Source organism: Shimazuella sp. NTD248 (assembly GCF_059510395.1).
Genome location: NZ_JCAJZT010000005.1, coordinates 233,661 through 257,722, shown reverse-complemented (window position 1 = coordinate 257,722; position 24,062 = coordinate 233,661). Strand labels below are relative to the sequence as shown.

Here is a 24,062-nt window from a genome sequence, read left to right as displayed (position 1 = left end):
AGATAAAACTGATATAAAATAAATTTATCCAAAGTTTCAGAGAGAAAAGAGAGAAACGGTGGAAACGAAAAATCATCCAGTTGAACTTTCTGGTGCCAGTGCAAAAGTGCTCTTTGAGCTCAGTGCTGCATATGATGCCATTGTGGTTGGCCTGTCCGGTCTGCCTGGTGTTGGCAAAAGTGTAGATGCTGAAGCATTGCAATGGGATTTCATGCTAGAGAATAAGAGCAGAATCTTTGGCCCTTACGAGGTTTTTATCTTGGATACAGATAAAAATCTTCCTAAGGAGCAGCAGGAAGGGAGAATGGCTGTCACTCCAGAAATCGCCGACATGGCATGGAAAAAGACGAAGCGTCAATACAAAAAGACCCTCGGCCCAAATAGGGTCATCATTTTCCCTGATGCTGGTGACAATGTGGAAGAGAGAATCAAAGTTTATGAAAGAGCACTAAACCGTAATGCTTATCTCTTTCTCAGGCACCATCGATCTGATTTTGATACAGCTGTAATCTCTAATGCAGGCCGTCTTCGTAAGGTTGATCCTTGGATCATGTGGCGTGTATTCGAGGCTATGGAGAACGCTTGGAAGGTCTTGCATCAGTTTGCTCATGGGTATGAAGTCATCGATGTTAAGCGTGTTTCTTTCCAAGAAGTAGCGCAGAATACATCTTTGCAGGATCTCCTTCATTATCTAGGGGAGAATATCGAAGTGCTCCAAGTGCGAGCCAACCAAGCGATGCGAGATGAGGATGCTCAAGCGATGCGATTGGTTTGGAAGGCTGCTAAGGATCTGCACGCTTGGCGTGTTCCCATCCTTAAGACTTACCGAACTCGATCAGGTTTGGAAGTGGTTGACGCTAGTTTGGCTCCTTTGAAAGATGTCGTGCAGACATCATGGGAAACATGGCGAAGCATTGAGAAGAAGCAGAACTCATCTATTTTGGTTACCATGGATCTGCATCAGGCAGCCTGGAGTGCTACAGATAAGGTAACGAAAGCCCTTGAGCAGCTTCGGATTGCTATCCCTCAAGCCCTTGAGTTTGCTGACAGGGCTAGCATTCTGCAAGATCCCAAGAGTGCCCTGCTTCAAGATGTTGTCAGGTTCAAGCGAATCATTCGTACGGCTCTAGATGTTGCTGAAGAAGCCGAGCTAGCACGTCAAGAAGCTTGGCATCTCTTTGAAGAGAGTAAAAGAGCAGATACTGGCCTTACGATTCCTGTAGACTTGGATCTCTACGAAGCGGGGTTAAATGCAGGAAAAGCAGCCAAGTATTGGGCAGATTTGCAATGCGGTGAGCTTCTAGAGTCATGGAAGACTGTACTGAAGCAACAACAGAAGGTTCTCGAAAAATGGAATAAAACGCAAGTTTGGGATGACGAAAAGTGGAATAATGCAACACAGAAGTTGTATGTGGTCTTGACAGAGCTCAAAAATAAGCTCTGCTAACTCTGATCCATATTTGCGGCGGTGACATCCTTTGTCACCGCCGCACTGGGTTTACTTACGATCCAGTATTTTAAATATGATAGAACAAGCTCAAACTGCTTATCATGAAAACAGTCACACTTCTATCCGATATAATTTGGAAATATATGCTATAATCATCTCGATATGGACAGTATATGAGGTGGGTTATATGTTGAAAAATAGCAGAGAGTTAATTTTCATACTATTTATATTATTATGTTTTACATTATTTTCATTCTATTTTAAATATAAAGTAGAAGCCAAGGAACCGAAACATAAGGAAGAATTCTCCATAGACTATGGCTCCATACAACAAGAAGGCTATATCGCCTACCTCCGAAAAATAGGGAAGATTACCGCCACTACAACCCCTGAACAAATCGATAAAATCATCCAGAATGAACTACAACAAAGGCAAAATCGTTTTCCATTCACAAATGGGATTGATACCACGAGTATATTTGGCAAACGAGTATATTCCCAGCAACAAAAGCTTCTGCAAAAAACCATCGATAAAGTGAATCACCTTTCTGAGCAAAGAACTCTGCCTGCTTTGACTCATCATGATAATGCGGTAGTTGCCCTAATTGAGTTTCCGGATCAGAAACACAATCAGATTAAACCAACAGCAAAGAGCAGCTTTTGGACCAATGATTTTAACCCTGCTCACTATCGTCAACTCATTTTTGGGATAACAGCTTTGAGGCATAATGGCAAAAGATTGATCACTGCCAATCAATACTATAAACAACAATCTGCCGGCTCGTGGTCGTTAGCCGGAGATGTGACGGATTGGACTGTTGCCAAGCATGATGCTGCTTTCTATGGGGCTCATCATAAAACGGATGAGTATGACCAAAATGATGGTAATCCAACAGAATTAATAAAAGAAACGTTGCAGAGTGTCGCGGCTAAAATCAAAGGGAAAGAAAAGTTGTATGACCAGCGGGATCCTTATGATCTTGACGATGATGGCAATGTAATGGAACCCGATGGATTGCTCGATAATCTATTTGTTGTGCATGCTGGTCTTGGGGAAGAGGAAAGCGGCGGAGATAATGCGATCTGGTCGCATCGATCCGTCATCGGACCTAAACCAGTGGAGATTCCAGGAACGACTCTAAAAGCATATGATTACATCATCCAACCAGAAGATGGAGCAACTGGAGTGTTCGCTCATGAATACGGGCATAATTTGGGCTTGCCTGATGAATATGATACCGGGTCAACAGGTACTGGTTCACCAGTAGAAGCATGGTCTTTGATGTCCTATGGCAGTTGGACTGGAGAGATACCGGGAACAGAACCATCTGGCTTTAGTCCGTGGGATAAATTATTTTTTGCTAGTTTGTACGGAGGAAATTGGTCTATCCCCAAAATAATCAAATTAGAAGATCTAAAAACACCAAAAACGCTTGGTTTGCAGGAAGCAGTGGCACCTGTGAAAAATGGGAAAATGATCAAAGTGGATTTGCCGGATAAGATCGTTTCTCCGCCGCTTCGTCCCTTAGGTAAGAAATCCTACTATTCTACGAAAGGAAATATGCTGGATACAAGATTGATTTCCCCAACAATCGATTTAACCAATAAAAAATCAGCTGCTTTGAATTTTGATACATGGTATGACATCGAGTCTGGATATGATTTTTTATATGTGGATGCATATGTAGATGGAGCAAAGGAACCAAAACAAATTGCTTCCTATACTGGCAAAACAGGTGGAAAATGGGTAAAGAAACAGCTTGATTTATCTTCCTTTGTTGGACATCAAATTCGTTTGGAATTTCGGTATGTGACAGATGTTGGGGCAGCTCAAGAAGGCTTTTATGTGGATAATATCCAAGTTGCCGCAGATGATAAGCAAATGTTTATGGATGATGTGGAAGGAAAACCGCTCTTTACACAAAAAGGGTTTCAAATTTTCGATGGTTCTCCGATCGCCTATCCAAATTACTACTTAATCGAATGGCGTACCCATCATGGACTCGATCAAGGTCTTGCTCATATTCGCCGTAATAATAGCATGCTGAGCTACGATTCTGGTATGCTCGTTTGGTACTATGACGCTAGTTACGGAGAAGATAATCAGACAGGACTGCATCCGGGAGAGGGATTTTTAGGTGTAGTGGACAGCCATCAAGCCGGACATTTTTGGAGTGATGGAAAAGTAGGATCAACCCGTTATCAAATCAACGATGCAGCATTTCATTTTAAACCAACAAGCCCGATGGATATTCAGTATCCAAAAGTGGAAATGAAATATGACAGTGTCTCCGGAATTCCTTATTTCTCCGACAAAAATGATTATAGTAGTTCCTTTAATCCAGCTGGTGGAAAAATATTGCCAAAACATAACCTTGCGATTACATTAAAAAAAGTAAGTAAAGACGAAAGAAATGTTTGGATCACTTTTTCAGTCCGATAAAGCATCCGCCCCCCAGAGTTATCTGAGGGGCGTTTTTGACTACTTCAGCAGCATTTGTGCTAATGGAAGTGCGTAAGTAGTCAGATGGAGGCAGAACTTGTGAAGCGCTTGATCCACAAAGGGGGCTCCTCCTCCATCTTCGAAATAGGATTTTTGTCCCATGCGCATCATCTTGGCTTTCACGGGCCAGCGCCGATCGATGAAGCCGTGGAGAACAGCGTTTACGATCAGCCAAAGGAGGAAATTTGTCCACCCGATCAGCTCTACGGGGTTGAACTCGACTCCATGTTTACGAATCATCGCGTAGTTCAGCATGTAACTGGATGCTACGAACAATACACCGATGCTCAGCGAATAGGACGACACATGGAGGAAGTTATACCACAGGCTTTTCAGATAGTCTTTCCTCTTGTCCCCGTAACTCTTTCGGTAGTCGAACAGCAGAAGGAAGGCTTCGCGACAATTCCATTTCTTTTCTTTGGTTTCCTGATCGAGTGTACCCTTATGTTGATCCATCTTGTCCGTTTGCAGAACGTAGTCTCCTACGCTATGTCCGACGAAGGCACAGTGCCACAGGATCAGTATCGCGAGGATGTCGAATGTCACGTCCTGCATTTGTTTGTCTCCAATAAGAAGCGGAAGGTATCCATTTTCGTTCCTTTCTAGTATAGATTAAAATAGAAACAGTGTTAACAATTAAAATAAAGTATTATTTTTGGAGGTGACTATGCAGTATTATCCAGTACATACCTTCCCTGTAGAGGAAGAGAAAAAAGAATGGATACAAAGAGATCTAAGAAAACAAATGGTTATTACCCCTTACTCTCATACCCCCAAAATTGTATGCGGGATTGATCTTGCCTATAAAGACAATCTAGCAGCAGCAGTTATTGTAGCGATGGATCATATTACTTTTGAAATAGTAGAGTTAGTTTGGCATGTAGAAGAAGTGATAGAACCATATGTGCCGGGAATGCTTGCATTTCGTGAATTGCCACTTATTTTAAAAGCTTGGGAGAAGCTTACGATGGAACCCGATGTCGTGTTTTTTGATGGAAATGGAATGCTGCATCCGAGAAGAATGGGAATTGCTTCTCATGCATCTTTTTTTCTGCAAAAACCGACGATTGGGATAGCGAAAACATATTTATTGGGAGACCATAAACCACTCGATTTGAAACAAGGAGCATATGAGTTCATCGAGGATCAAGAGGAGGTAATAGGTGCGATAGTTCGAACACAAACAGGGGTGAAACCTGTTTATGTGTCAACCGGTAATTATTTAACCTTAGAGGATGCGATACGACTCAGCATGGAACAAGTAGGAAAGATAAGCAGATTGCCTGAGATTGTCAGGCAGGCAGATATTCATTCGCGAGAAGTATTGCGAGAATACATGCAGCGTCCAAAAACGATATAATAATAAAGTCCGTAGAAACAACCGAAGGGAAATCCATGTTTTCTCGATACCTCAGAATGTTCCCCGCAGCTTTTTACCCTTTCATAGGGGTAAACCTTCTGTCCTGTGGCATGATGTACTTGGGGAATATGTCCGTTCCGCTTCTCTCCGATCAACACGGCTGGGAAAAAGAAATGGGGCAGATCAGCGCCCTGTTTCTGGTCGGCATAATGTTTGGACGAGCGCTGGGGGCTTGGCTGCTCAGCAGAGTGAATAACTTGTATGCCCTGCATATTTGTATGGTACTGCTTGTTATCACGACATTTCTGTATGGATTTGTCGGACAAGCTGCTGTCGTCATCACGCTTCGTTGGGTCCAAGGATTGGTTCAAGGAGTAACGCTATCCTTGAGTGATATCATGGTGACACGAGTTTTGAACAGTCCACCACCAGGTAAATCAGATGTACCACAACAGCAATATGCCAAAGGAATGGGGTATTACTCTGTTGCGGGAACCATCAGCATGTTCCTCTTTGGCACTAGTGGCCTGTATCTGATGCAAGATTACTCGTCTCCCATTGTTTTTGGGATAGTGGCGATTCTCACCTCGCTTATTTATATTTGGATGACTCGATTCATGTCGAAGAATCCCGCATTTATCGCAGCCCAAGAGAAACAAGAAAAGGGCTGGAGCTTTTTTGTCCTAGCAGCAATTCCGTTTGGATTTTCAGCAGGCGGAGTATCAGCTGTTTTTACTGCACTCAACTCTTATAGCCAGCCGATTGCGGAAGTGAAAGGCTTGGCGCTGGGTACGGTTACAGGTGGGATCACACTTGCCATTCTGTTTGGACGAGCACTAGCAGGATGGTTTGCTAGACGCCTTCAAGCGAGCATTGTCCTTGGCATTTGTGTCATCTGGCTTGGGAGCGTGTTGCTGTGGAGGACAGAGGGCATTATTTCCTGTATGGGAATTTTGGAGATTGGGTTTGGATTTGGGATCACCATCATCTTGTTCTTTGATGTTCTTCAGCGTCAAATGAATCCTCAGACGATCGGTGCAGCTTTTTCCACCTTTTCGATCATTTGCTTTGACCTTATGCCAGCTTTCGCCAAATGGCAATATGGGAAAGCATCTGTGGAACAGGGGTATGAAAATGCTCTGGGGCTTCTAGTTTGGTACCCAGTGGGCTCTCTTGTCCTGTTTTTGCTGTATATAGGGATCAGAAAACAAAAATAGTATCCCTTAATTGGCTGGTGCAGATGTGCCAGCCACCCACATTATAAATTCATTTGAAAATAGATAATACAAATCGAAAGGAGAGAGTTAGATGAATATTCAATTGATTCGCCATGCGACATTATGGATTGAATATGCTGGGAAGAAATTACTGGTAGACCCAATGTTTAGTAAGCAAGGTGAACTCCCTGCTGCTCCTAACACACCAAATGAACAACGAAATCCACTAGTAGATTTATCTTTGAAAATCGAATCCTTTTTGCAGCCTGATGCAATTTTGCTCACTCACTCCCATCGAGATCACTTGGATGAGGCTGCTGTACAACGTTTATCAAAAAATTTGCGTATCTATTGTCAGCCAGCAGATGAGCAAAAATTAATCGAGCTGTCTTTTACAGATGTCCAAGTAGTAGAAGATCAAGTAAATTGGGATGGTTTAAGTATTATCCGCACGGGTGGTCAGCATGGCAGAGGACAAATCGGCAAACAGATGGGAGCTGTTTCTGGATTTATCCTTCAAGCGGAAGAGGAAGACTGCTTATATATTACAGGTGACACGGTTTGGTGTGAAGAAGTAGAACGAGCGGTAGAAGTATATCGTCCAGAAGTTATCGTTGCGTTTTCAGGTGCAGCTCAATTTCTTACTGGTGGCGCGATTACGATGGATAAAGAAGATTTACGACAATTGCATGCATCATCTCCAGAAAGCAACATTGTGGTGGTTCATCTTGATACATGGAATCACTGTCTACTGACGAGTAAAGCGCTGAGTGATTATTTAGTAGAAACTGATATGTTTGATAGATTTCATATCCCGCAAGATGGAGAAATTGTATTGTTTTAAGAACAAAGCCCAGCTTCTAGCTGGGTTTTTTGACGAGTTCTTCTTCTTTTATCGAAGGAATCTTCATTTCATTGATGTGAGAGAAAGTAAAGACAATGAGAGCTGACCATATGAAGCTAAAGCTGATAAGTTCAATTGAGGTAAAAGTTTCATGAAAAAAGAAAATACCTAAAATTAGGTTAATTGTCGGCGCAATATACTGTAAAAAACCCATCGTAAACATGGAGACTCGTTTTTGACCAATACCAAACCAGAGCAAGGGAACCGCAGTGAGTATTCCTGAAAGAATGAGAAGAATGATGACAGAAGTGGAAACATGGTTGAGCGAGCCTGTCCCATTGCTTTCCACAAAAAATAAATAAGCCATTGCAAATGGGGTGAGGAAGATGGTTTCCAATGCAAGGGAGAGGATAGCATCTGCTTGTACTAATTTTTTGAATAGTCCGTATAAAGCGAATGTAAGAGCTAAAGAAATCGAAATCCAAGGAATTTGTCCATAATTAATGGTTAGAATAATCACACTTATCAATGCAAGACATAAGGAGGCAGTCTGCCATTTATTTAACCTTTCTTTTAAAATTAACATCCCAAAAGCGATACTGATCAAAGGGTTAATATAATATCCCAAGCTAGCTTCAATGACATGATCGTTGGTAACAGAATAGATATAAATAAACCAGTTGGCACTCATAAAAATAGATCCAGCTAACACAAGTAATATTGTTTTTTTATTAGATAGGATTTCTTTTAACAAATGCCACTGTTTTCTTATGGTGATAACAATGGCAACAAAGACAAATGACCAGACAAAGCGGTGTGCTAGTATCTGAAGGGAAGGAACTTGTTCCATATAATGCCAATATATAGGCAGTATTCCCCAGGAAATAAAAGCGAAAGAAGCATAAAGCATGCCGGCTTTATCATCTTTTAAATTAGATGACATAATGATAACCTCATTTCTTGAAAGATTATTTATATATTAAAAAGAGAATATTGTAGAAAAAGAATTGAAATTATCTTGCGAGATGGAATTGTTCTGATAATCCTATCATATTTAATAGTTATTATATACTAAATTATAATATTTCATTTTATTATCGAAATAATATAATTCTTCTCGGTTTTAATCTTTTTTTGGTTTCGATCCTTTTATTCATTTTTTTAACATTTATAGAAAAATAGTAATATCTGCTTTTTTTATTACATAACCGAAAGAAACCTCAAAGCTGACTTGTTGAACTGTCAGTTTTGAGGTTTGTTTTCTAAAATGGATTGCAGTTTTTGTTCCTCTGGAGTGACATAGAGGGTTTTTTGATCCACATAGATCACAAATCCAGGCCGTGCTCCAGAAGGTTTTTTTACATGTTTTACCAAGGTATAATCTACAGGAACTTGACTCGATTCTCTTGCTTTGCTGAAGTAAGCTGCAAGCAAAGCCGCTTCTGTAAGGGCAGTTTCGGAAATACGATCTCCGCGTATGACGACATGGGACCCGGGAATATCTTTGGTATGGAGCCATGTATCTGTTTTTTTCGCTATTTGATGGGTGAGTCTTTCATTTTGTTTGTTGTTTTTACCTACTAAGATAGTGGTGCCATCACTAGCTTTATAGGAAGCAGGAGTGGGGGAAGAAGATTTTTGACGACCCTTCTTTACCTGCTTCTTGATCCATCCTTCTTCGGTTAATTCCTCGCGAATTTGTTCTACTTCTGCTAGATTTGCAAGAGCGATCTGTGCGAGAACGGATTCTAAGTATTCGTTTTCTTCTTGGGCGATTTGAATTTGTTCTTCATTATATTTTTTACCGGCTTTTAGCTTCTGGTATTTTTTAAAATACCGCTGTGCGTTTTCATTAGGAGTAAGTGCTTCATTAAGCGGGATCGTAACTTCTCCAGCAGATTCATCATAGTAATTAACAACGGTAATCGACTTATCACCGCGATTTATTTGGTGCAAATAAGTAGTAAGCAGCTCTCCAGACAACCGAAAGGTTTCGGCCTTGGATGAGTTTGCGATTTCTTTTTGCAATACTTTGATCTTTCGTTTGTTCTTCTCGACATCACGTGTCAATTTTTGAACCAAAGCTTGTGTTTGTTGGGCGACTCGATCTCGTTCAGCTTTATTTCCATAAAAGGCATTTAAACATGTACTCATCGTAGCGAAAGAGCGATGTTCTCCTTTTTTATGGGATAAGGAGCTAGAGGAGAAAAAGGTGCGGTTTTGGTCGATGACAATCTCAGGTTCATAACGATGAGCCAACATATTTTGCTGCCATATAAAAAATGATTCCCAAAGAGATTCTCGATCTCCTAACGTTGCTCTGTAGAGTATTTCTTCCGCTGGCAAAGGCCCTAATCCCATAAAGTGATTAACCATTTGTTTCGCCAACTGTCCTGCATTGTAATCCAAACTTGAAATAAAAGTATCCTGCTGAACAGTTAGTGGATTTATTTTCCCTTGATCAGGAGGGGAAACATATTCCACTCCTGGTAGTACTTGTCGATACTGGCTTGTTTGAAATCCGACACGACGCATTGCGTCAACAATCTTGTTTGTTTCTGGATTTAATAAAATCACATTACTATGACGTCCCATGATTTCGATGATAAGCTTTCTTTCCACCATATCCCCGAGCTCATTTTTTCCTTTTATCCAAAAGTGAATGATTCTTTCCATTTCCACTTGTTCAATTTTCTCGATCATGCTTCCTTCTAATTGTTTGCGCAGCAACATGCAGAACATCGGAGGTTCCGCTGGATTTTCATACGCAGCTGTAGTCAAGTGACATCTAGCATAAACCGGATGACATGAAAGCATTAATTTATGGTTTTTTCCTTTTGCCCGGATGGTGAAAACGATCTCCCATTGGCTAGGTTGATAGATTTTCGTGATGCGAGCCTTCGTTAATTCTGTATGTAATTCATGAGCAACCGCACGAGTAACGGTTCCATCAAATGACATAAAACTCCACTCCCTTATCTTACTCATTGTACATGATCATCGATTTGAACACCATTCCTACTTCTAACCTGACTTGTCCTGCATAAGATGAAAAGAGAAGGTTGTGGGACAAGGGGGAAAGTCATGACGGATACATCACGTTTTGTTGGATGGACAGCTCAGAAAGTTACCGAGTACTTTGGTGTAAAGCAATCAGCTGGCTTATCAGAAAAAGAAGTGAAGAGCCGACTTGCAAAAGTAGGAAATAATCAACTTTCTGAAGGGGAGAAAGTCTCTTTATTTGCTTTGTTTTTTAGCCAGTTCCAAGACTTTATGGTCTTAATTTTACTTGTGGCTACCTTGATTTCAGGCCTTTTAGGAGAATATGTGGATGCCATTGCCATTTTGAGTATCATTGTGCTCAATTCGATTCTTGGCTTTGTGCAAGAAGTGAAGGCAGAACGTTCATTGTCGGCATTGAAAAAGTTGTCTGCACCTATGGCAAAAGTATATCGTGATGGTGAGTGGAAGCAGATCGATGCATCCTTACTTGTACCAGGAGATGTCGTAACGCTCGTGACTGGAGATCGGATTCCGGCAGATATACGTTGGCTGGAAACTACTGGACTAATGGTGGAAGAATCCGCATTAACAGGCGAATCATTACCGATTGAAAAGATAGTAGAACCGTTGACACAAGCTGATCTGACCTTAGCAGATTTTCGCAATATGAGCTTTATGGGAACAATGGTGGTCAAAGGTTCTGGATTGGGAGTAATTGTAAACACAGGAATGAAAACGGAAATGGGACGCATTGCTCATTTGATTCAAAGTACAGAGCAACATACAACTCCATTGCAAAGACGACTAGAACAATTAGGAAAGATATTGATCATTGTCGCGCTTTTTTTGACTGCTTTGGTGGTGGTCACAGGTGTTATGCATGGGCAAGATATGTATAAGATGTTTCTTGCTGGAGTCAGCTTAGCAGTTGCTGCTATTCCTGAGGGTCTACCAGCGATAGTGACGATAGCATTAGCGCTTGGCGTGCAAAGAATGATTAAACGAAAAGCAATCGTAAGAAAGCTGCCATCCGTGGAAACGCTCGGCTGTGCATCTGTCATATGTTCAGATAAAACCGGTACGCTGACAGAAAATAAAATGACTGTCACTCATGTTTATACCAATCAGCAACTTTTAACGCTTGAAAATGATGACTTAGCTGGGCAAAATCCAACTTTACGGCAACTTTTACAAATTGCTGTACTCTGTAATAATGCGGCTTTGGTACGGAAAGGAAAAAAAGTCAGCTACGAAGGTGATCCGACTGAAGGAGCACTGATGGTGATGGGAGCACAAGGAGGTGTTACCCGTGAGGTTTTGGATGATAGTTGGGCAAAAATAAAAGAACACCCATTTGATTCAGTACGGAAAATGATGTCCGTGGTGGTCGAAAATAAGCAAAAACAAAAAAAGCTACTTGTCAAAGGTGCACCAGATGTACTGATTCGCGACTGTACCCATATTTTACAAAATGGAAGAGTAGAGCCCATAACAGCAAAAGTCCGACATCAATTGCTTGAGAAAAACGAAGAATTAGCTTCCGATGCTCTGCGAAATCTCGCATTTGCTTACCGTGAAGTGAGTGGCTCTGTTCTTACTCAATCTGAATCTCAATTAGAGCGAAATCTTATTTTTGTTGGTCTAGCAGGGATGATCGATCCCCCGCGTAAAGAAGTGCGGGAAGCGATACGTCTATGCCGCAAAGCAGGTATTCGTACGGTGATGATTACAGGCGATCATCAAGCGACTGCGGAAGCTATCGCTGTTCAGCTAGGTATCAAACGGCAAAATGGTTTGACAGTGACTGGGCGGGATATCTACAATATGAAAGACAGTGAGTTTGAGCAACAAGTAGAAAATATTGATGTGTATGCACGCGTTTCCCCTGAACACAAACTTAAAATTGTTTCTGCTCTCCAACAAAAAGGACATGTTGTCGCGATGACAGGGGATGGGGTTAACGATGCGCCTGCGATCAAAGCGGCAGATATCGGGATTTCAATGGGAAAATCTGGTACAGATGTATCCAAAGAAGCATCATCGCTTATTCTGGCCAATGATAACTTTGCAACGATTGTGTCTGCTATTGAAGAAGGCCGTCATATCTATGATAATATACAAAAGTTTATCAGTTATTTGCTAGCGAGTAATGTTGGAGAAATTTTGGTTATGTTTTTTGCTATGCTGATGGGATTACCCTTACCACTGATCCCTATCCAAATATTATGGGTAAACTTAGTTACAGATGGATTACCAGCGATGGCTTTAGGAGTGGACCCAGCAGAAGAAGACAGCATGTCAAGGTCGCCGCGAGACAACAAAGAGAGTATCTTCGCTCGTCGTGTCGGTTGGAAAATAGTCACTCGAGGTCTGCTCATCGGACTGTGCTCTCTGCTCGCTTTTTGGGTTACTTATCAAGAAGCTGGTCAATTGGAGTTGGCACAAACGGTAGCGTTTGCCACACTTGTATTTTCCCAGTTAATCTATGTATTTGACTGCCGCTCTACTGGAACGATTTTTGAACGGAATCCATTTTCAAATTTGGCACTTTGTTTTGCCGTTCTCATCTCGATCTTACTGTTAGTTATGGTCATCTACTATCCGGCCTTCCAGCCCATTTTCCATACTGTACCATTACAGTTGCATGAGTGGGTATTGATCACCGTAACTTCAACACTGCCAGTAATTTTGGCGGGTCTAATGGATCAACTGCGCAAACCGATCAGAAAAACAGTTGCACAATAGAAAGGAAAGCACATCATGAAATTCCATAAAATGCATGGGTTGGGAAATGATTTTGTTATCGTTCAAGCAGAGGATCAAATGCCGGATAAAGTGTCTCAGTTAGCAATCCAAATCTGTGATCGACATACGGGCATTGGTGCAGATGGGCTTGTTTTCATCACCCCTTCCGAAAAAGCAGACTTGCACATGCGGATCTTTAATGCTGATGGCACCGAAGCGCAGCAATGTGGAAATGCTATTCGCTGTGTTTCCAAGTATTATTACGAACGAATGGACAATAGCAAAACGGATATTTTGGTAGAAACCAAAAGAGATATTCAATCGATTGTTTTACAAGTAGAAGCAGGTATTGTGACAAAAGTACAAGTAGACATGGGAGAACCAATTCTCGTACCTTCCCAGATTCCAGTAAAGTCGCAAACCATTCATGATCAAGTGGTCATAAGAGAACAAGCTTATGCATTTACCGCTGTTTCTATGGGAAACCCTCATGCCGTGATAGAGGTAGAAAGTTTATCAGATGAATTGGTAAAAGAAATCGGACCTCAGATCGAGACAAATGCTATATTTCCAGAGAAAGCAAATATCGAATTTACCACCATCGTATCTCCCGAAGAAATCAAGATGCGAGTATGGGAGCGTGGTGTAGGCGAGACGATGGCTTGTGGTTCAGGTGCCTGTGCAGTACTTGTCGCTAGTCATCTCAATGGAAAAGCAGGTCGCCAGGCAGCGGTTCACCTACTGGGTGGAGATTTGCTGATAGATTGGAATGAAACAGACAACCATGTGTATATGACTGGTCCTGCGGAGTTTGTATTTACGGGAGAGTTTTTCACAGTCTAATAAGAGATATTCGTTACCAAGAAATGTTCAGAAACGACAGCCCCCCTCTATCGAATGATAGAGGGGGCTATTCTTACTGTGTCAGAGCACAGTCTTTGGAAAGGCATCGACTCCATCGCTTGGAGTAGAACCTTGTAGTAACAAGAGATCCCCTGAGAACATCAAAGAGAACCTTGGAGATCAAAATAGCGTCCAGTCCCCAGTTTCGCATCATCCACAGAGAAGCAATCCAAAGCGTGGTTACGATGATCACACTGTTTCGGCTGCCTTTTTGATCTTCAACTGCGGAGAGTCCTCCCCTGTACATGACGCAGTAGCAAGTGAAGGGCACAAGGTAGAAGGCTGCCGCAAGAGAAATCTTTTGTGCAGATTGGATTGTCAACGGATCATCTGTATATAGGTGAATGATCCAGTTCTGGACTAAGTATTGGAGAATCGCCAATACTCCCAAAAACAAACAGGTGAGTCCGAGGAAGGTATTGACCGTATGCGCAAGCTCCTTATCTTTTTTTACCAGAGCTCGCACTAGTTCTTGCTCTCGAGGGTTCTTTTCTCGAGAGGATGAGATTGTTTCATGCAATTGATGGTGAAAAGCAGTGCGCTCACCATAGAGTTTACTGACTGTAGGTGTCATGACTGCGATAAAAGCCTCCATCACCACAAAAGTAAACTGGGTGAGGTCAGCATTGATTCGCTGGGCGACATATGCCTCTGTACTGACATAGATCATCACTGTTCCATAGGCGATCAGTGACCCTCTGATAAAAATCCCTTGAACCAACGTATGTTTGGAGAGGATGAACATATCCTTGAGGATAGCCCACTCCCACTTCCAAGGAAACTTTTCGTGGAAAGCTTGTTGCTTAAGGGGACGGATCAGGAGCAATAGTCCAATTACTTGACAGATCATCGTCACCCATGCAACACCCTCAAGCCCAAGATCGGTGAAGTGGACGACAAGAAGTACCAAGAAAATGTGCAAGGCATTCATCCAAGCACTGGCCTTCAAAGGAGACTTGAAGTCTTCCATTCCTTGCAAGGCTGCCGTAGCCAGCAATCGAACGCCCTCGACGAAGTAGAGCCCTCCTAGAATCCTAAGGTAAGGAGTTCCCAAGACTACTGTTTCTTGATTCGAACCACTTGCTTTGAGCATTTGTGGGGCAAAAAAGAAAGTGAGGGAAGAAAGCAGCAGGCACAAAGACCCGACAAGGTAAAAGCCTTGGACAATGATTTCTCCCCTTCTGGAATGCGTGTTTCCAGAAATCTGATCTTCCCCCAGCGACTTGCCCACTTTCGTGTTGGTAACATTAGTCAAGGAATCGATCAGGAGACTGAAAGTCGAGAGGATCATGTTGGATACGCCAACTGCTGCTACAGCGTTGAGACCAAGTTTATTGGAAACGAGCAGTCCGTTGGAAAAGATAACTAACTGAATTAGACTTTTCTCTGTAACTGTTTTCCACAGATGGTTTTTGTTCTGTTTCAGCAGACGCCAGTACATGCATTCTCTTTCTTAGCGTTGTTCTCTAACAATTACTATCATATAGTAAAAATGAAATATTGGGAATATTTTTATTAGTTCTTTAGTAAGGGTAGTGTATGATTTATATCGTTTTACTTTCCTTATATGTGAAGAAAGTATTTGTAATCATTTCTGGTGATGAATACAGTGCGAAGAAAATTTCGGTGAGCTTAGCAGAAACCATGAGGATATTCAAAACAGCAGCACCTCTTCATCCGCAGATGAAGAGGTGTTTTTTTACTGTGTCAGAGCACAGTCTTTGGAAAGGCATCGACTCCAACGCTTGGAGTAGAACCTTCTTGCAACAAGCGATCCCCTGAGAACATCAAAGAGAACTACTGTGATCAGAAGTGCATTTAGTCCCCAATTTGCTCTTTGCACCACTAGCACAGTTACGATCCAAATAAAGGTAGCGATCATCACGTTGAACATGCTGCCTTGTTGGTCTTCTACCGCAGCAAGTGCGGCTCTGTACGTAATAGAGTAGCAGGTGAAAGGGATAATCCCTAGGAGAAACATGAGAAGCATTTTCTGAACGAGAGGAACAGTCGAAGGATTATCGGTATAAAAATGACGAGTGATCCATTCTCCTGCTGTCATCAGCAAGAATGCCAGCAGATACATGGAAAAGCTTGCCAATCCTAGCGTCCAACTGACTATCCCGATTAGCTCCTGATCTTTTTTCTCTCTTGCAATTGCTAGATCTCGAATGTTTGCCTGCTTTTGATTCAACTTTGAGAGCTGTGCTTCATGGAGTTGGCGATTTAGAAAGGTCCTTTCTCCATAAAGTTTGCCCGCCAAAGGATTCAAGATCGCAGTGAATGCATCCATCATGACAAACGTGATTTGAGTAATTCCTACTTGAATACCGGAGGCAGCATATGCTGTTGTTCCAAATGAAATCAGCACACTCGCAAAGAACAACAGTGAAAACCTAGTCAAAAGTCCTTGAACCATCGTAAACTTGGACAGCTGGAACATGTCCCATAGAAGGCTTTTGTCCCATTTCAAAGGAATTCCCTTTGGAAAAGCCTGTATTTTAAGGGGACGTACCAAGATGAGCAGTCCAACCACTTGGCTCGTAACTGTCGCCCAACCTACAAATGCAAGGCCGTGATCCAGCCCGTCAATAATGGGAATGGTAAAGGCAAGATGCCAGGCATTCATCCAGAAGCCGGAACGCTTGGGGGAGTGGAAATCTTTCATTCCTTGGAGACTCGCTACGGCTTGCTCCCGAAGTGCTTGCAGGAAGTAGAAACCCCCAATGATTTGCAGATATTCTGTACCAGCCTTTACCGTGTCATCATCTGCTCCACAAAGCGAAAGTAGTTGTGGAGCGAAAACGATGGACAGGAGGCTGAGTGTCAGACTAAGGATACCTACAAGATAAAACCCTTGAACGATTACTGATCCCTTACAGGATTCAGTAGCACCTGACATTCCTTCTTCACCCAATGTCTTCCCTACTTTAGCTGTGGTGACAGATGTGAGTGCCAGCAGCAGGTTAAGGTAAGTGAAAAGGATGAGATTGGAAATACCTACTGCTGCAATGGAAATAAGACCCATTTTCGCAACGATCAAACTATTGGTAATCAATAGGAGTTGATCATAACTTTTCTCAAGAACGGTCTTCCGTAAAGGTTTCAAGATTTGTTTCGGTTGATCCCAATTCATGTTTTTTCTTTCTGATCGAGTTGTGGATATTTCAATTTATTATAGCACCCAAAATGGATTTCTTACTGTTTCCAAACTAATTTATTACAAACTGAATTAGTGCTCCAACCAGGAATAGGGGGAGTATTTGCAGAAGAATATCAATCAAAAACTTAGCAGTAAATAATCCCTAGTACCTGAGAAACTAGAAGAACCGTTTAAAACGGCAGCACCCCTCCATCGACCGATAGAGGGGCGCTAATTTTTACTGTGTCAGAACACAGTCTTTGGAAAGGCATTGACTCCATCGTTTGGAGTAGAACCTTCCTGTAACAAGTGATCCCCTGAGAACGTCAAAAAGAACCTTGGAGATCAAGATGGCATCCAGTCCCCAGTTCCGCACAAACCAAAGCGAGACAGCCCAAAGCGTGGTTGCGATGATCGTACTGTTTTTGCTGCCCTTACGGTCTTTCACAGCATTAAGACCTCCCCTATACATCAAAACGAAACAAGAGAAGGGTACCATTGCGAACAACGATCCAACGGACATCTTGTGAGCAGCTTGGATTGTCACAGGATCATGTGTATAGAGCTGAATGATCCAGCCTTGAACCAAATATTGGAGGATTGCCAACGCTCCCATTACCAGACAGGTAAGTCCAAGGAAGCCATTTACAGTACGTACTAGCTCCTTGTCTTTTTTTAGTAGAGCTTGAACTCGTTCCTGTTTTTGACCGTACTCCAGTGAGGTGTCATGCAGTCCCTCATGCAGAGCTTTTCGCTCCCCATACAGCATACTGACTGTAGGTATCATGACTGCGATCAAAGCATCTAGCATCACATACATCCACGAAACGATATCAGCATTGATTCGCTGGGAGACATATGCCTCTGTGCCCACATAGATCATCACAGATCCATAGATGAAAAACGAACCTCTGGTGAAAATCCCTTGAACCAATGTATCCTTGGATTCCTTGAACATCTCCTTGAAAATCACCCGTTCCAACTTCCAAGAAAACTTTTCATGGAAAGCTTGCTGCTTGAGAGGCTGGATCAGGAGCAATAGTCCGACCACTTGACTGACCAACGTTGCCCAGGCAACACCAACAAGCCCAAGGTTGGTGAAGTAGACGACAAGCAGAACCATGACAATGTGCAAGGCATTCATCCAAGCGCTGGCCTTCAAAGGAGACTTGAAGTCTTTCATCCCTTGCAGCGAAGCTGCACACAGCTTTCGCAGACTCTCGAATAGGTAGAGCCCCCCAAGAATCTTCAGATAAGGAGTTCCTTGTGCTACCGTCGCTTGATTTGCCCCACTAACTGTGAGAATTTGTGAGGCAAAAAAGTAAGTGAGGGAAGAAAGAAGAAGGCTCAAAGCCCCGACAAGGTAAAAGCCTTGGACAATGATCATTCCTGGTGGGAAGCAAGAACTTCCAGAAACTTTCTCTTCTCCCAATGACTGACCTACTTTTGTGTTGGTAACACTAGTCAAGGAATCGAGCAGGAGACTGAAAGTCAGGAGGATCATACCGGACACGCCAACTGCTGCTACAGCGTTGAGACCGAGTTTGTTGGAAACAAGAATACCATTGGAAAGGATCACCAACTGACCAAGCGTTTTCTCTGCAAATGTTTTCCACAGTTGGTGTTTGATCTTTTTCAGTAGATGCCAGTACATGAGCTCTCTTTCTCAGTGGTTGATTTCTAATTTTTCTAATTACTATCATACAGGATTTAGGTACCAAAAAGAATTCTTTCTTTTTGATGAGATGGTCGCTATGGAACTTATTGGATAAATAAAAGATTCCAAATAGACGACTATCATTTTTTATCATTCATGGATTATATTCCCGAAAACATATGCAAGAATTAGAGAAACTAGAAGAGTCGATTAAAACAGCAGCGCCCCTCCATCGACCGATAGAGGGGTGCTAATTTTTACTGTGTCAGAGCACAGTCTTTGGAAAGGCATCGACTCCATCGCTTGGAGTAGTACCTTCTTGTGACGAGCGATCCTCTGAGAACATCGAAGAGAATCTTGGAGATCAAGAAGGCATCCAGTCCCCAGTTCCGCATCATCCACAACGAGGCAGTCCAGAGACAAGTTGCAATGATTACACTATTTCGGCTGCCTTTGCGATCTTCGACCGGAGCGAGTCCACCCCTAGACATGACAAAGTAGCAAGTGAAAGGAACAAGCCAAAAGACAGCAGCTAGAGAGAGCTTGTATGATTCATGGATCGTCGCTGGATCGTTTGTATATAGGTGAATGATCCAGTCCCAAGCCAAATATTGTAGGACTGCTAACGCCCCCATAAACAGACAGGTGAGACCGAGGAAGCTATTGACCGTACGTACAAGCTCCTTATCTTTGTCTACCAGCTCTTGAATCTGTGTTTGTTCTTGATCAACTCGCTTCTGGGACGAGAGAGTGTCATGCAATTGGCGGTGCAGAGACGTGCGCTCCCCATACAGGATACTGACAGTAGGAATCATGACTGCAAGAAAAGTTTCCATCAGCACGTAGACAAACTGCATGATGTCAGCTTGAATTTTCTGGGCGACATATGCCTCTGTACTGACGTAGATGAGCACCGTTTCGTAGACGATCAGAGATGCTCTTGTACAGATCCCCTGAACGAATGTGTGTTTGGAGAGGATGAACACATCCTTCAGGATAGCAGTATTCCACTTCCAAGGGAGCTTTTTTTGGAAAGCTTGCTGTTTGAGGGGACGAATCAGGAGCAGAAGTCCGACCATTTGACTGATCATCGTTCCCCATGCCACACCCACTAGACCCCAGTCGAGGAAGTGGATGGCAAGCATCACCAAGGCAATGTGCAAGATATTCATCCAAGTACTAGACTTCAAGGGTGACTTAAAATCTTTCATACCTTGCAAAGCTGCCGCAGCTAGCACTCGTAGCCCCTCGAAGAGGTAAAGACCTCCCAAGATTTTCAGATAAGGAGTTCCTTGTGCTACCGTTGCTTGATTTGCCCCACTTACTTTGAGCATCTGTGGAGCAAATACGAAGGTAAGGGAAGAAAGCAGAAGACATAGGGACACAACAAGGTAAAAGCCTTGAACAATCACTACCCCTTTTTGGGAGTGAGTGCGACCTGAAACCTGCTCCTCTCCCAATGTCTTGCCAACTTTTGTACTGGTAACACTGGTCAAGGATTCAATCAGGAGAAGCATGGTCCAGAGGACCATGTTGGATACACCTACTGCCGCCACAGCATTAAGGCCTAGCTTGTTGGAAACAAGCAACCCATTGGAAAATACCACCAGCTGACTGAGGGTTTTCTCTGCAAATGTTCTCCACAGATAGTGTTTGTTCTTTTTCAGTAGAAGCCAGTTCATGAGTTCTCTTTCTCAGAGTGTTGATTTCTAATTTTTCTAATTCCTATCATACAGGATATAGGTTAGAAAGAGAATATTTCCTTTTGATGAGTTAATGATTCTGGCGGTGCTAAAAAAATGTATGTACTTAGGAGATTAGGCTAAATGCTTATTTATCGAATCAAAAAAATCCCCTCCTAAGTAGACCAGATAGCTTTCTGTCTATTATTTGGGGATCTTATTATTAGTTAATGTTAGATTATTATCCAGTGAACAGTTGCGTCCAGTAGCTGCCATAGCTGCCGCCAGCAACATAACCAACACCGATTTTGGTATACGCTGGATTTAAAATATTGGCACGGTGACCGGAGCTGTTCATCCAACCTGTCACAACAGCTTGTGCAGTAGGATAACCAGCTGCGATATTTTCCCCAGCGGTGCGATAGGAGACACCAAATTGTTTTAGCATATCAAATGGAGACCCATAAGTAGGGGATTGATGAGAAAAGTAGTTTTTGTCTATCATATCTTGAGATTTTTTGCGGGCGATCGAACTCAACTTGCTATCGAGCTCTAATGGTTTTAATCCTTGTTTTGATCGTTCGACATTTACTAGACGGACTACTTCTTTTTCAATTGGCAGTACACTTGAATCAGTGGTGGATGAACTGCTGTTCGATGATCCACTACTTGAGGTTGAAGGTGTCTGATTGGAAGAAGTGGATGGTTTTGTATTCGTTTGATTGGAAGATGAGTTACTTGTTGATGTTGTTTGGTTATGAGATGTGTTTGAATTTGCAGTTTTTTTGGTGGTTGTTTTCTTGGTCACTTTCGTTTTCTTTGCTTTGACCTTTTCTTGGGCTATCGTTTTAGGGAAAGAAACTTTAATTACCTTAACAGTTGTTGCTTTAGTTGCTGTTTTACAAATATTTGCTGGTGTAGATGATTCTCCTGCTGCTTGTCCAAATGTTGGGAGCAAAAAGAGTGCAGGTATGATCATCACATATATCCACCGCATGATATCCCTCTTTTCTAAAAAGATTTTTATGTGTGTACCAGTATATATGATTTTTTTGTGGATAGAGTTGCCAATTTAAGGGAATAGAATACACACATAAATGATTGGCAAGGAGGAAGTATCCTATAAACGCAATAATATTGCGTAGTGGGAAGATATGCGATTTCAAATTCTTCTTAAAAACTACTTGTGTTTTGTGAAATTGGAACTCCAAAATAACCTGTTTATACATTCAAATTAAAATTTAAAAATTGAAGAAAAAATGTAATATATTACCTTGTGAAATTCGAATTATGCTTATTTACACTGAATTTTGGTTTGTTGTATTATGATAATAATAACAAATATTTGAGATTTACATTTTTTTCTACCTCTTTCTTTTCGCTATAAAAAATAAAGGAGGTCTTTGTCGTGAAACTGTATCGTGTAAGTTTTGCGGTGATGTTCACATTTGCTTTAATCATCTCTAGTCTTTTTGTCCAAGCAAGAAGAGTTGATGCTCTATCGTATGACGGTACCAATCCCTATACAACTGGTTGTGCTTACAAAAGCTCGTTTGTGTATCAAACCAAGTACATTTATATGACGACGAGAACCGGAGACAAAGTAAAACTTGGTTATTTACAAATGTGGGGAAGCTCTTACTGTCATACAGCTTGGGCTGAAGTGCATTTGTACAGTGCTGCTCCTTACAATGGCTACGCTAATGCATTTATTCACAGAAGTAATGGTACAGAATCGAATTGTTGGAGTTCAGGTGGAAACGGGACTGTGGATGATGGACAACATTCCTGTCATACTGGACAACTATGGGATAAAGATCCATATCAATCTTGGAGTGCTGGGGATATTGGTAATTGGGGTGCCTACACAAGTTGGTTTTAATTTCATGGAATGAATGAAAAGTGCGCGCGAATTGAAAGCGCTTACTTTTTGGTTTATTGAAACATAAATACTCCTTCATTCGTAAAATCTTTAGATGAAGGAGTATTTATGTTATTTATTACTCGGATGTAGAGTATAAAAAAATCTTTATGCGGGTATTCGATAATTCGTGAAATGTAGTAGGTTTTAGTTGTTATCTTAAATGTTATTATTTTCTTTTAATTGTCATTATATTTATGGAAGTGCTGCTATCTATTGTTTTTAGAAAAAAATATAATAGATATACATTTAGAAATCATATTAAAAGAGGGAGTGGATTAGGTTGTTACATAAATTACGTATCAGTCTGTCCGTCGCTATCATCGCTGCATTCGGATTTGTATTGGGAACTGCTCCAACCTTTGCTGCTAACTACTCTAATGATGGAAAGAGTCCTGTTGCAACTGGCTGTAATAAATCAGGCGTTGTCAAATCGACAAAATATATTAACTCATATAATCTCAAAGGTACAATCCAACTCGTGTACAGTACCAAATGTAAAACAGCTTGGGCATTTGTTAAACTTTCGAAACCTTACTCTTCCAAATACGGTTACGTTAACGCAGTGATCCATCGCAATAACGATAAAAAAACGTATAGCTGCTATTCCATAGGTGGAAATGGCCGCATTATAAAAGGTCAGAGCACTTGTTACAGTGCAATGGTGTATGACTACAAACCAAATACTTCTTATGCACAAGGAACCTATAGTCCTGGGGAAGCAGATGTCTATAGCCTAGGTAGAACTTCAAGTTATTAAACAACCAAAAGCCCTGCTGAATGAAAGCAGGGCTTTTTTTCTTTCTACGAGTTAGTAGATAGAAATGGATTAAAACTTTTTTGAGCGTAATTCATTGCGTCTATAAACGCCTTTTCTTTTGATCGTTCTTCTGGACTTACATTCTCTATATGAGTGTGAAGCCACCATATGTTTCCAAAAGGATCTAAAATACGTACACCTCTATCTCCCAAATATCGTGTGATTGGTTTGGTCATTGATTTTTTAAATATAAAGCTCGTCCTTGCAAAAATCCAACATATTTCTCCTTTGGTCTCCTTGTCCCTTGGGTATAATAACCAGAAATTTCTGAAAAAAATCTAGATATAGATATTCAACCCTCATCTTCAAACAAAGATTCAATGTAATTTGTGGTTCGTTCAATCTCGTACTGCATGATGTAGTAACCAATATAAGCATATAAATTATGAAGGCTTTCGTCGGAGCAAACCTCTATGAATTTAATGTAGTTAGTTAGTTTTTCTTGTGTAAGTTCTTCCGGCCTTTGAAAGAAAACCACTAGTTTGTATCTGCTGATTAGTTCATCATGCAGAAATTTTGATAACTCAATGTTGGGGTGCTCCATTACAACTTCATATATAATTTCTTTAATCTTCATGTGCATATATTAAAATTGTACCTGATGGAGTCTGAAAGATAGTAACATTTTGGAGTTGGAGTAAACCTGTTTCAAATCCCTCAATAGGCTCTATAAGCAGCTTTAATTGGGGAGATTTAGTTTCTAATAAAGGCAGTTCAAATACACATAACATGTAAAACACTCCTTTTATCTGATTGAGTTGTTAGTAAAATTATAGAATCTAAATAAAAATAATTCAATGTTTATATTTTTTAGA

19 protein-coding genes are annotated in these 24,062 nt (G+C 41.5%); 9 read left to right on the top strand and 10 right to left on the bottom strand.

What is annotated here, in order from left to right; translation table 11 throughout:
• The first annotated feature begins 58 nt into the window (after window positions 1-58).
• Entirely contained in the window at window positions 59-1,447 is a 1,389-nt protein-coding gene (locus AC5WOE_RS13500) for a hypothetical protein (RefSeq protein WP_496049094.1), read from the top strand.
• 193 nt (window positions 1,448-1,640) lie between these two features.
• On the top strand, window positions 1,641-3,893 hold the full coding sequence (locus AC5WOE_RS13495; RefSeq protein WP_496052793.1) for an immune inhibitor A domain-containing protein: 2,253 nt from the start codon (window positions 1,641-1,643) through the stop codon (window positions 3,891-3,893).
• Between the two features lie 39 nt (window positions 3,894-3,932).
• Here AC5WOE_RS13495 and AC5WOE_RS13490 read toward each other — a convergent pair whose 3' ends face one another.
• The gene (locus tag AC5WOE_RS13490; protein WP_496049092.1) at window positions 3,933-4,508 is read right to left on the bottom strand and encodes a hypothetical protein; all 576 of its coding nucleotides are present in this window, start codon (window positions 4,506-4,508) and stop codon (window positions 3,933-3,935) included.
• 112 nt (window positions 4,509-4,620) lie between these two features.
• Between AC5WOE_RS13490 and AC5WOE_RS13485 the strand changes: the two genes are divergently transcribed.
• From AC5WOE_RS13485 to AC5WOE_RS13475, 3 genes are all read left to right on the top strand, one after another.
• Entirely contained in the window at window positions 4,621-5,313 is a 693-nt protein-coding gene (locus AC5WOE_RS13485; RefSeq protein ID WP_496049091.1) for an endonuclease V, read from the top strand.
• Between the two features lie 35 nt (window positions 5,314-5,348).
• Window positions 5,349-6,530: an MFS transporter gene (locus AC5WOE_RS13480; protein ID WP_496049090.1), complete on the top strand. Its 1,182-nt coding sequence runs from the start codon at window positions 5,349-5,351 to the stop codon at window positions 6,528-6,530.
• Window positions 6,531-6,621: 91 nt separating this feature from the next.
• Window positions 6,622-7,374, top strand: coding sequence for an MBL fold metallo-hydrolase (locus tag AC5WOE_RS13475; protein ID WP_496052792.1), 753 nt, complete (start codon window positions 6,622-6,624; stop codon window positions 7,372-7,374).
• 16 nt (window positions 7,375-7,390) lie between these two features.
• Here AC5WOE_RS13475 and rarD read toward each other — a convergent pair whose 3' ends face one another.
• Together rarD and AC5WOE_RS13465 are read right to left on the bottom strand one after the other, a co-directional pair.
• Entirely contained in the window at window positions 7,391-8,317 is a 927-nt protein-coding gene (gene rarD, locus AC5WOE_RS13470; RefSeq protein WP_496052791.1) for an EamA family transporter RarD, read from the bottom strand.
• Window positions 8,318-8,616: 299 nt separating this feature from the next.
• Window positions 8,617-10,335 (bottom strand): Rqc2 family fibronectin-binding protein, encoded by a 1,719-nt coding sequence (locus AC5WOE_RS13465; RefSeq protein ID WP_496052790.1) that lies wholly within the window; start codon window positions 10,333-10,335, stop codon window positions 8,617-8,619.
• A gap of 123 nt (window positions 10,336-10,458) precedes the next feature.
• On the opposite strand from AC5WOE_RS13465, the gene AC5WOE_RS13460 reads away from it, so the two are divergent.
• Both AC5WOE_RS13460 and dapF read left to right on the top strand, forming a co-directional pair.
• Window positions 10,459-13,122, top strand: coding sequence for a calcium-translocating P-type ATPase, SERCA-type (locus tag AC5WOE_RS13460; protein ID WP_496049086.1), 2,664 nt, complete (start codon window positions 10,459-10,461; stop codon window positions 13,120-13,122).
• A gap of 15 nt (window positions 13,123-13,137) precedes the next feature.
• Window positions 13,138-13,965 carry a diaminopimelate epimerase gene (dapF, locus tag AC5WOE_RS13455; protein WP_496052789.1) on the top strand — a complete coding sequence of 276 codons (828 nt, stop codon included), beginning with the start codon at window positions 13,138-13,140 and terminating at the stop codon, window positions 13,963-13,965.
• 73 nt (window positions 13,966-14,038) lie between these two features.
• Here dapF and AC5WOE_RS13450 read toward each other — a convergent pair whose 3' ends face one another.
• From AC5WOE_RS13450 to AC5WOE_RS13430, 5 genes are all read right to left on the bottom strand, one after another.
• Window positions 14,039-15,466: an MATE family efflux transporter gene (locus AC5WOE_RS13450; protein ID WP_496052788.1), complete on the bottom strand. Its 1,428-nt coding sequence runs from the start codon at window positions 15,464-15,466 to the stop codon at window positions 14,039-14,041.
• 258 nt (window positions 15,467-15,724) lie between these two features.
• Entirely contained in the window at window positions 15,725-17,161 is a 1,437-nt protein-coding gene (locus AC5WOE_RS13445) for an MATE family efflux transporter (protein WP_496052787.1), read from the bottom strand.
• A 244-nt stretch (window positions 17,162-17,405) separates the two neighbouring features.
• The gene (locus AC5WOE_RS13440) at window positions 17,406-18,821 is read right to left on the bottom strand and encodes an MATE family efflux transporter (protein WP_496052786.1); all 1,416 of its coding nucleotides are present in this window, start codon (window positions 18,819-18,821) and stop codon (window positions 17,406-17,408) included.
• A gap of 260 nt (window positions 18,822-19,081) precedes the next feature.
• Window positions 19,082-20,506 carry an MATE family efflux transporter gene (locus AC5WOE_RS13435; RefSeq protein WP_496052785.1) on the bottom strand — a complete coding sequence of 475 codons (1,425 nt, stop codon included), beginning with the start codon at window positions 20,504-20,506 and terminating at the stop codon, window positions 19,082-19,084.
• Window positions 20,507-20,747: 241 nt separating this feature from the next.
• A complete protein-coding gene (locus AC5WOE_RS13430) occupies window positions 20,748-21,503 on the bottom strand; it encodes a CAP domain-containing protein (RefSeq protein WP_496052784.1) in 756 nt (251 codons plus the stop codon).
• A gap of 411 nt (window positions 21,504-21,914) precedes the next feature.
• On the opposite strand from AC5WOE_RS13430, the gene AC5WOE_RS13425 reads away from it, so the two are divergent.
• Window positions 21,915-22,388: a DUF2690 domain-containing protein gene (locus AC5WOE_RS13425; protein ID WP_496052783.1), complete on the top strand. Its 474-nt coding sequence runs from the start codon at window positions 21,915-21,917 to the stop codon at window positions 22,386-22,388.
• A gap of 322 nt (window positions 22,389-22,710) precedes the next feature.
• Window positions 22,711-23,187, top strand: a complete 477-nt coding sequence (locus AC5WOE_RS13420; protein ID WP_496052782.1) for a DUF2690 domain-containing protein — start codon at window positions 22,711-22,713, stop codon at window positions 23,185-23,187.
• A 352-nt stretch (window positions 23,188-23,539) separates the two neighbouring features.
• Here AC5WOE_RS13420 and AC5WOE_RS13415 read toward each other — a convergent pair whose 3' ends face one another.
• Complete coding sequence (locus AC5WOE_RS13415) at window positions 23,540-23,791, bottom strand: hypothetical protein (RefSeq protein ID WP_496052781.1); 252 nt, start codon at window positions 23,789-23,791, stop codon at window positions 23,540-23,542.
• Window positions 23,792-23,813: 22 nt separating this feature from the next.
• Window positions 23,814-23,978: a hypothetical protein gene (locus AC5WOE_RS13410; RefSeq protein WP_496052780.1), complete on the bottom strand. Its 165-nt coding sequence runs from the start codon at window positions 23,976-23,978 to the stop codon at window positions 23,814-23,816.
• Window positions 23,979-24,062: the final 84 nt, after the last annotated feature.

Excerpts from the sequence above, each read along its gene's own strand:
- AC5WOE_RS13490 (WP_496049092.1), bottom strand. The coding sequence starts at position 4,508 with ATGCAGGACGTGACATTCGACATCCTCGCGATACTGATCCTGTGGCAC.
- AC5WOE_RS13485 (WP_496049091.1), top strand. The coding sequence starts at position 4,621 with ATGCAGTATTATCCAGTACATACCTTCCCTGTAGAGGAAGAGAAAAAA.
- AC5WOE_RS13480 (WP_496049090.1), top strand. The coding sequence starts at position 5,349 with ATGTTTTCTCGATACCTCAGAATGTTCCCCGCAGCTTTTTACCCTTTC.
- AC5WOE_RS13475 (WP_496052792.1), top strand. The coding sequence starts at position 6,622 with ATGAATATTCAATTGATTCGCCATGCGACATTATGGATTGAATATGCT.
- rarD (WP_496052791.1), bottom strand. The coding sequence starts at position 8,317 with ATGTCATCTAATTTAAAAGATGATAAAGCCGGCATGCTTTATGCTTCT.
- AC5WOE_RS13465 (WP_496052790.1), bottom strand. The coding sequence starts at position 10,335 with ATGTCATTTGATGGAACCGTTACTCGTGCGGTTGCTCATGAATTACAT.
- AC5WOE_RS13460 (WP_496049086.1), top strand. The coding sequence starts at position 10,459 with ATGACGGATACATCACGTTTTGTTGGATGGACAGCTCAGAAAGTTACC.
- dapF (WP_496052789.1), top strand. The coding sequence starts at position 13,138 with ATGAAATTCCATAAAATGCATGGGTTGGGAAATGATTTTGTTATCGTT.
- AC5WOE_RS13450 (WP_496052788.1), bottom strand. The coding sequence starts at position 15,466 with ATGTACTGGCGTCTGCTGAAACAGAACAAAAACCATCTGTGGAAAACA.
- AC5WOE_RS13445 (WP_496052787.1), bottom strand. The coding sequence starts at position 17,161 with ATGAATTGGGATCAACCGAAACAAATCTTGAAACCTTTACGGAAGACC.
- AC5WOE_RS13440 (WP_496052786.1), bottom strand. The coding sequence starts at position 18,821 with ATGTACTGGCATCTACTGAAAAAGATCAAACACCAACTGTGGAAAACA.
- AC5WOE_RS13435 (WP_496052785.1), bottom strand. The coding sequence starts at position 20,506 with ATGAACTGGCTTCTACTGAAAAAGAACAAACACTATCTGTGGAGAACA.
- AC5WOE_RS13430 (WP_496052784.1), bottom strand. The coding sequence starts at position 21,503 with ATGCGGTGGATATATGTGATGATCATACCTGCACTCTTTTTGCTCCCA.
- AC5WOE_RS13415 (WP_496052781.1), bottom strand. The coding sequence starts at position 23,791 with ATGGAGCACCCCAACATTGAGTTATCAAAATTTCTGCATGATGAACTA.
- AC5WOE_RS13410 (WP_496052780.1), bottom strand. The coding sequence starts at position 23,978 with ATGTTATGTGTATTTGAACTGCCTTTATTAGAAACTAAATCTCCCCAA.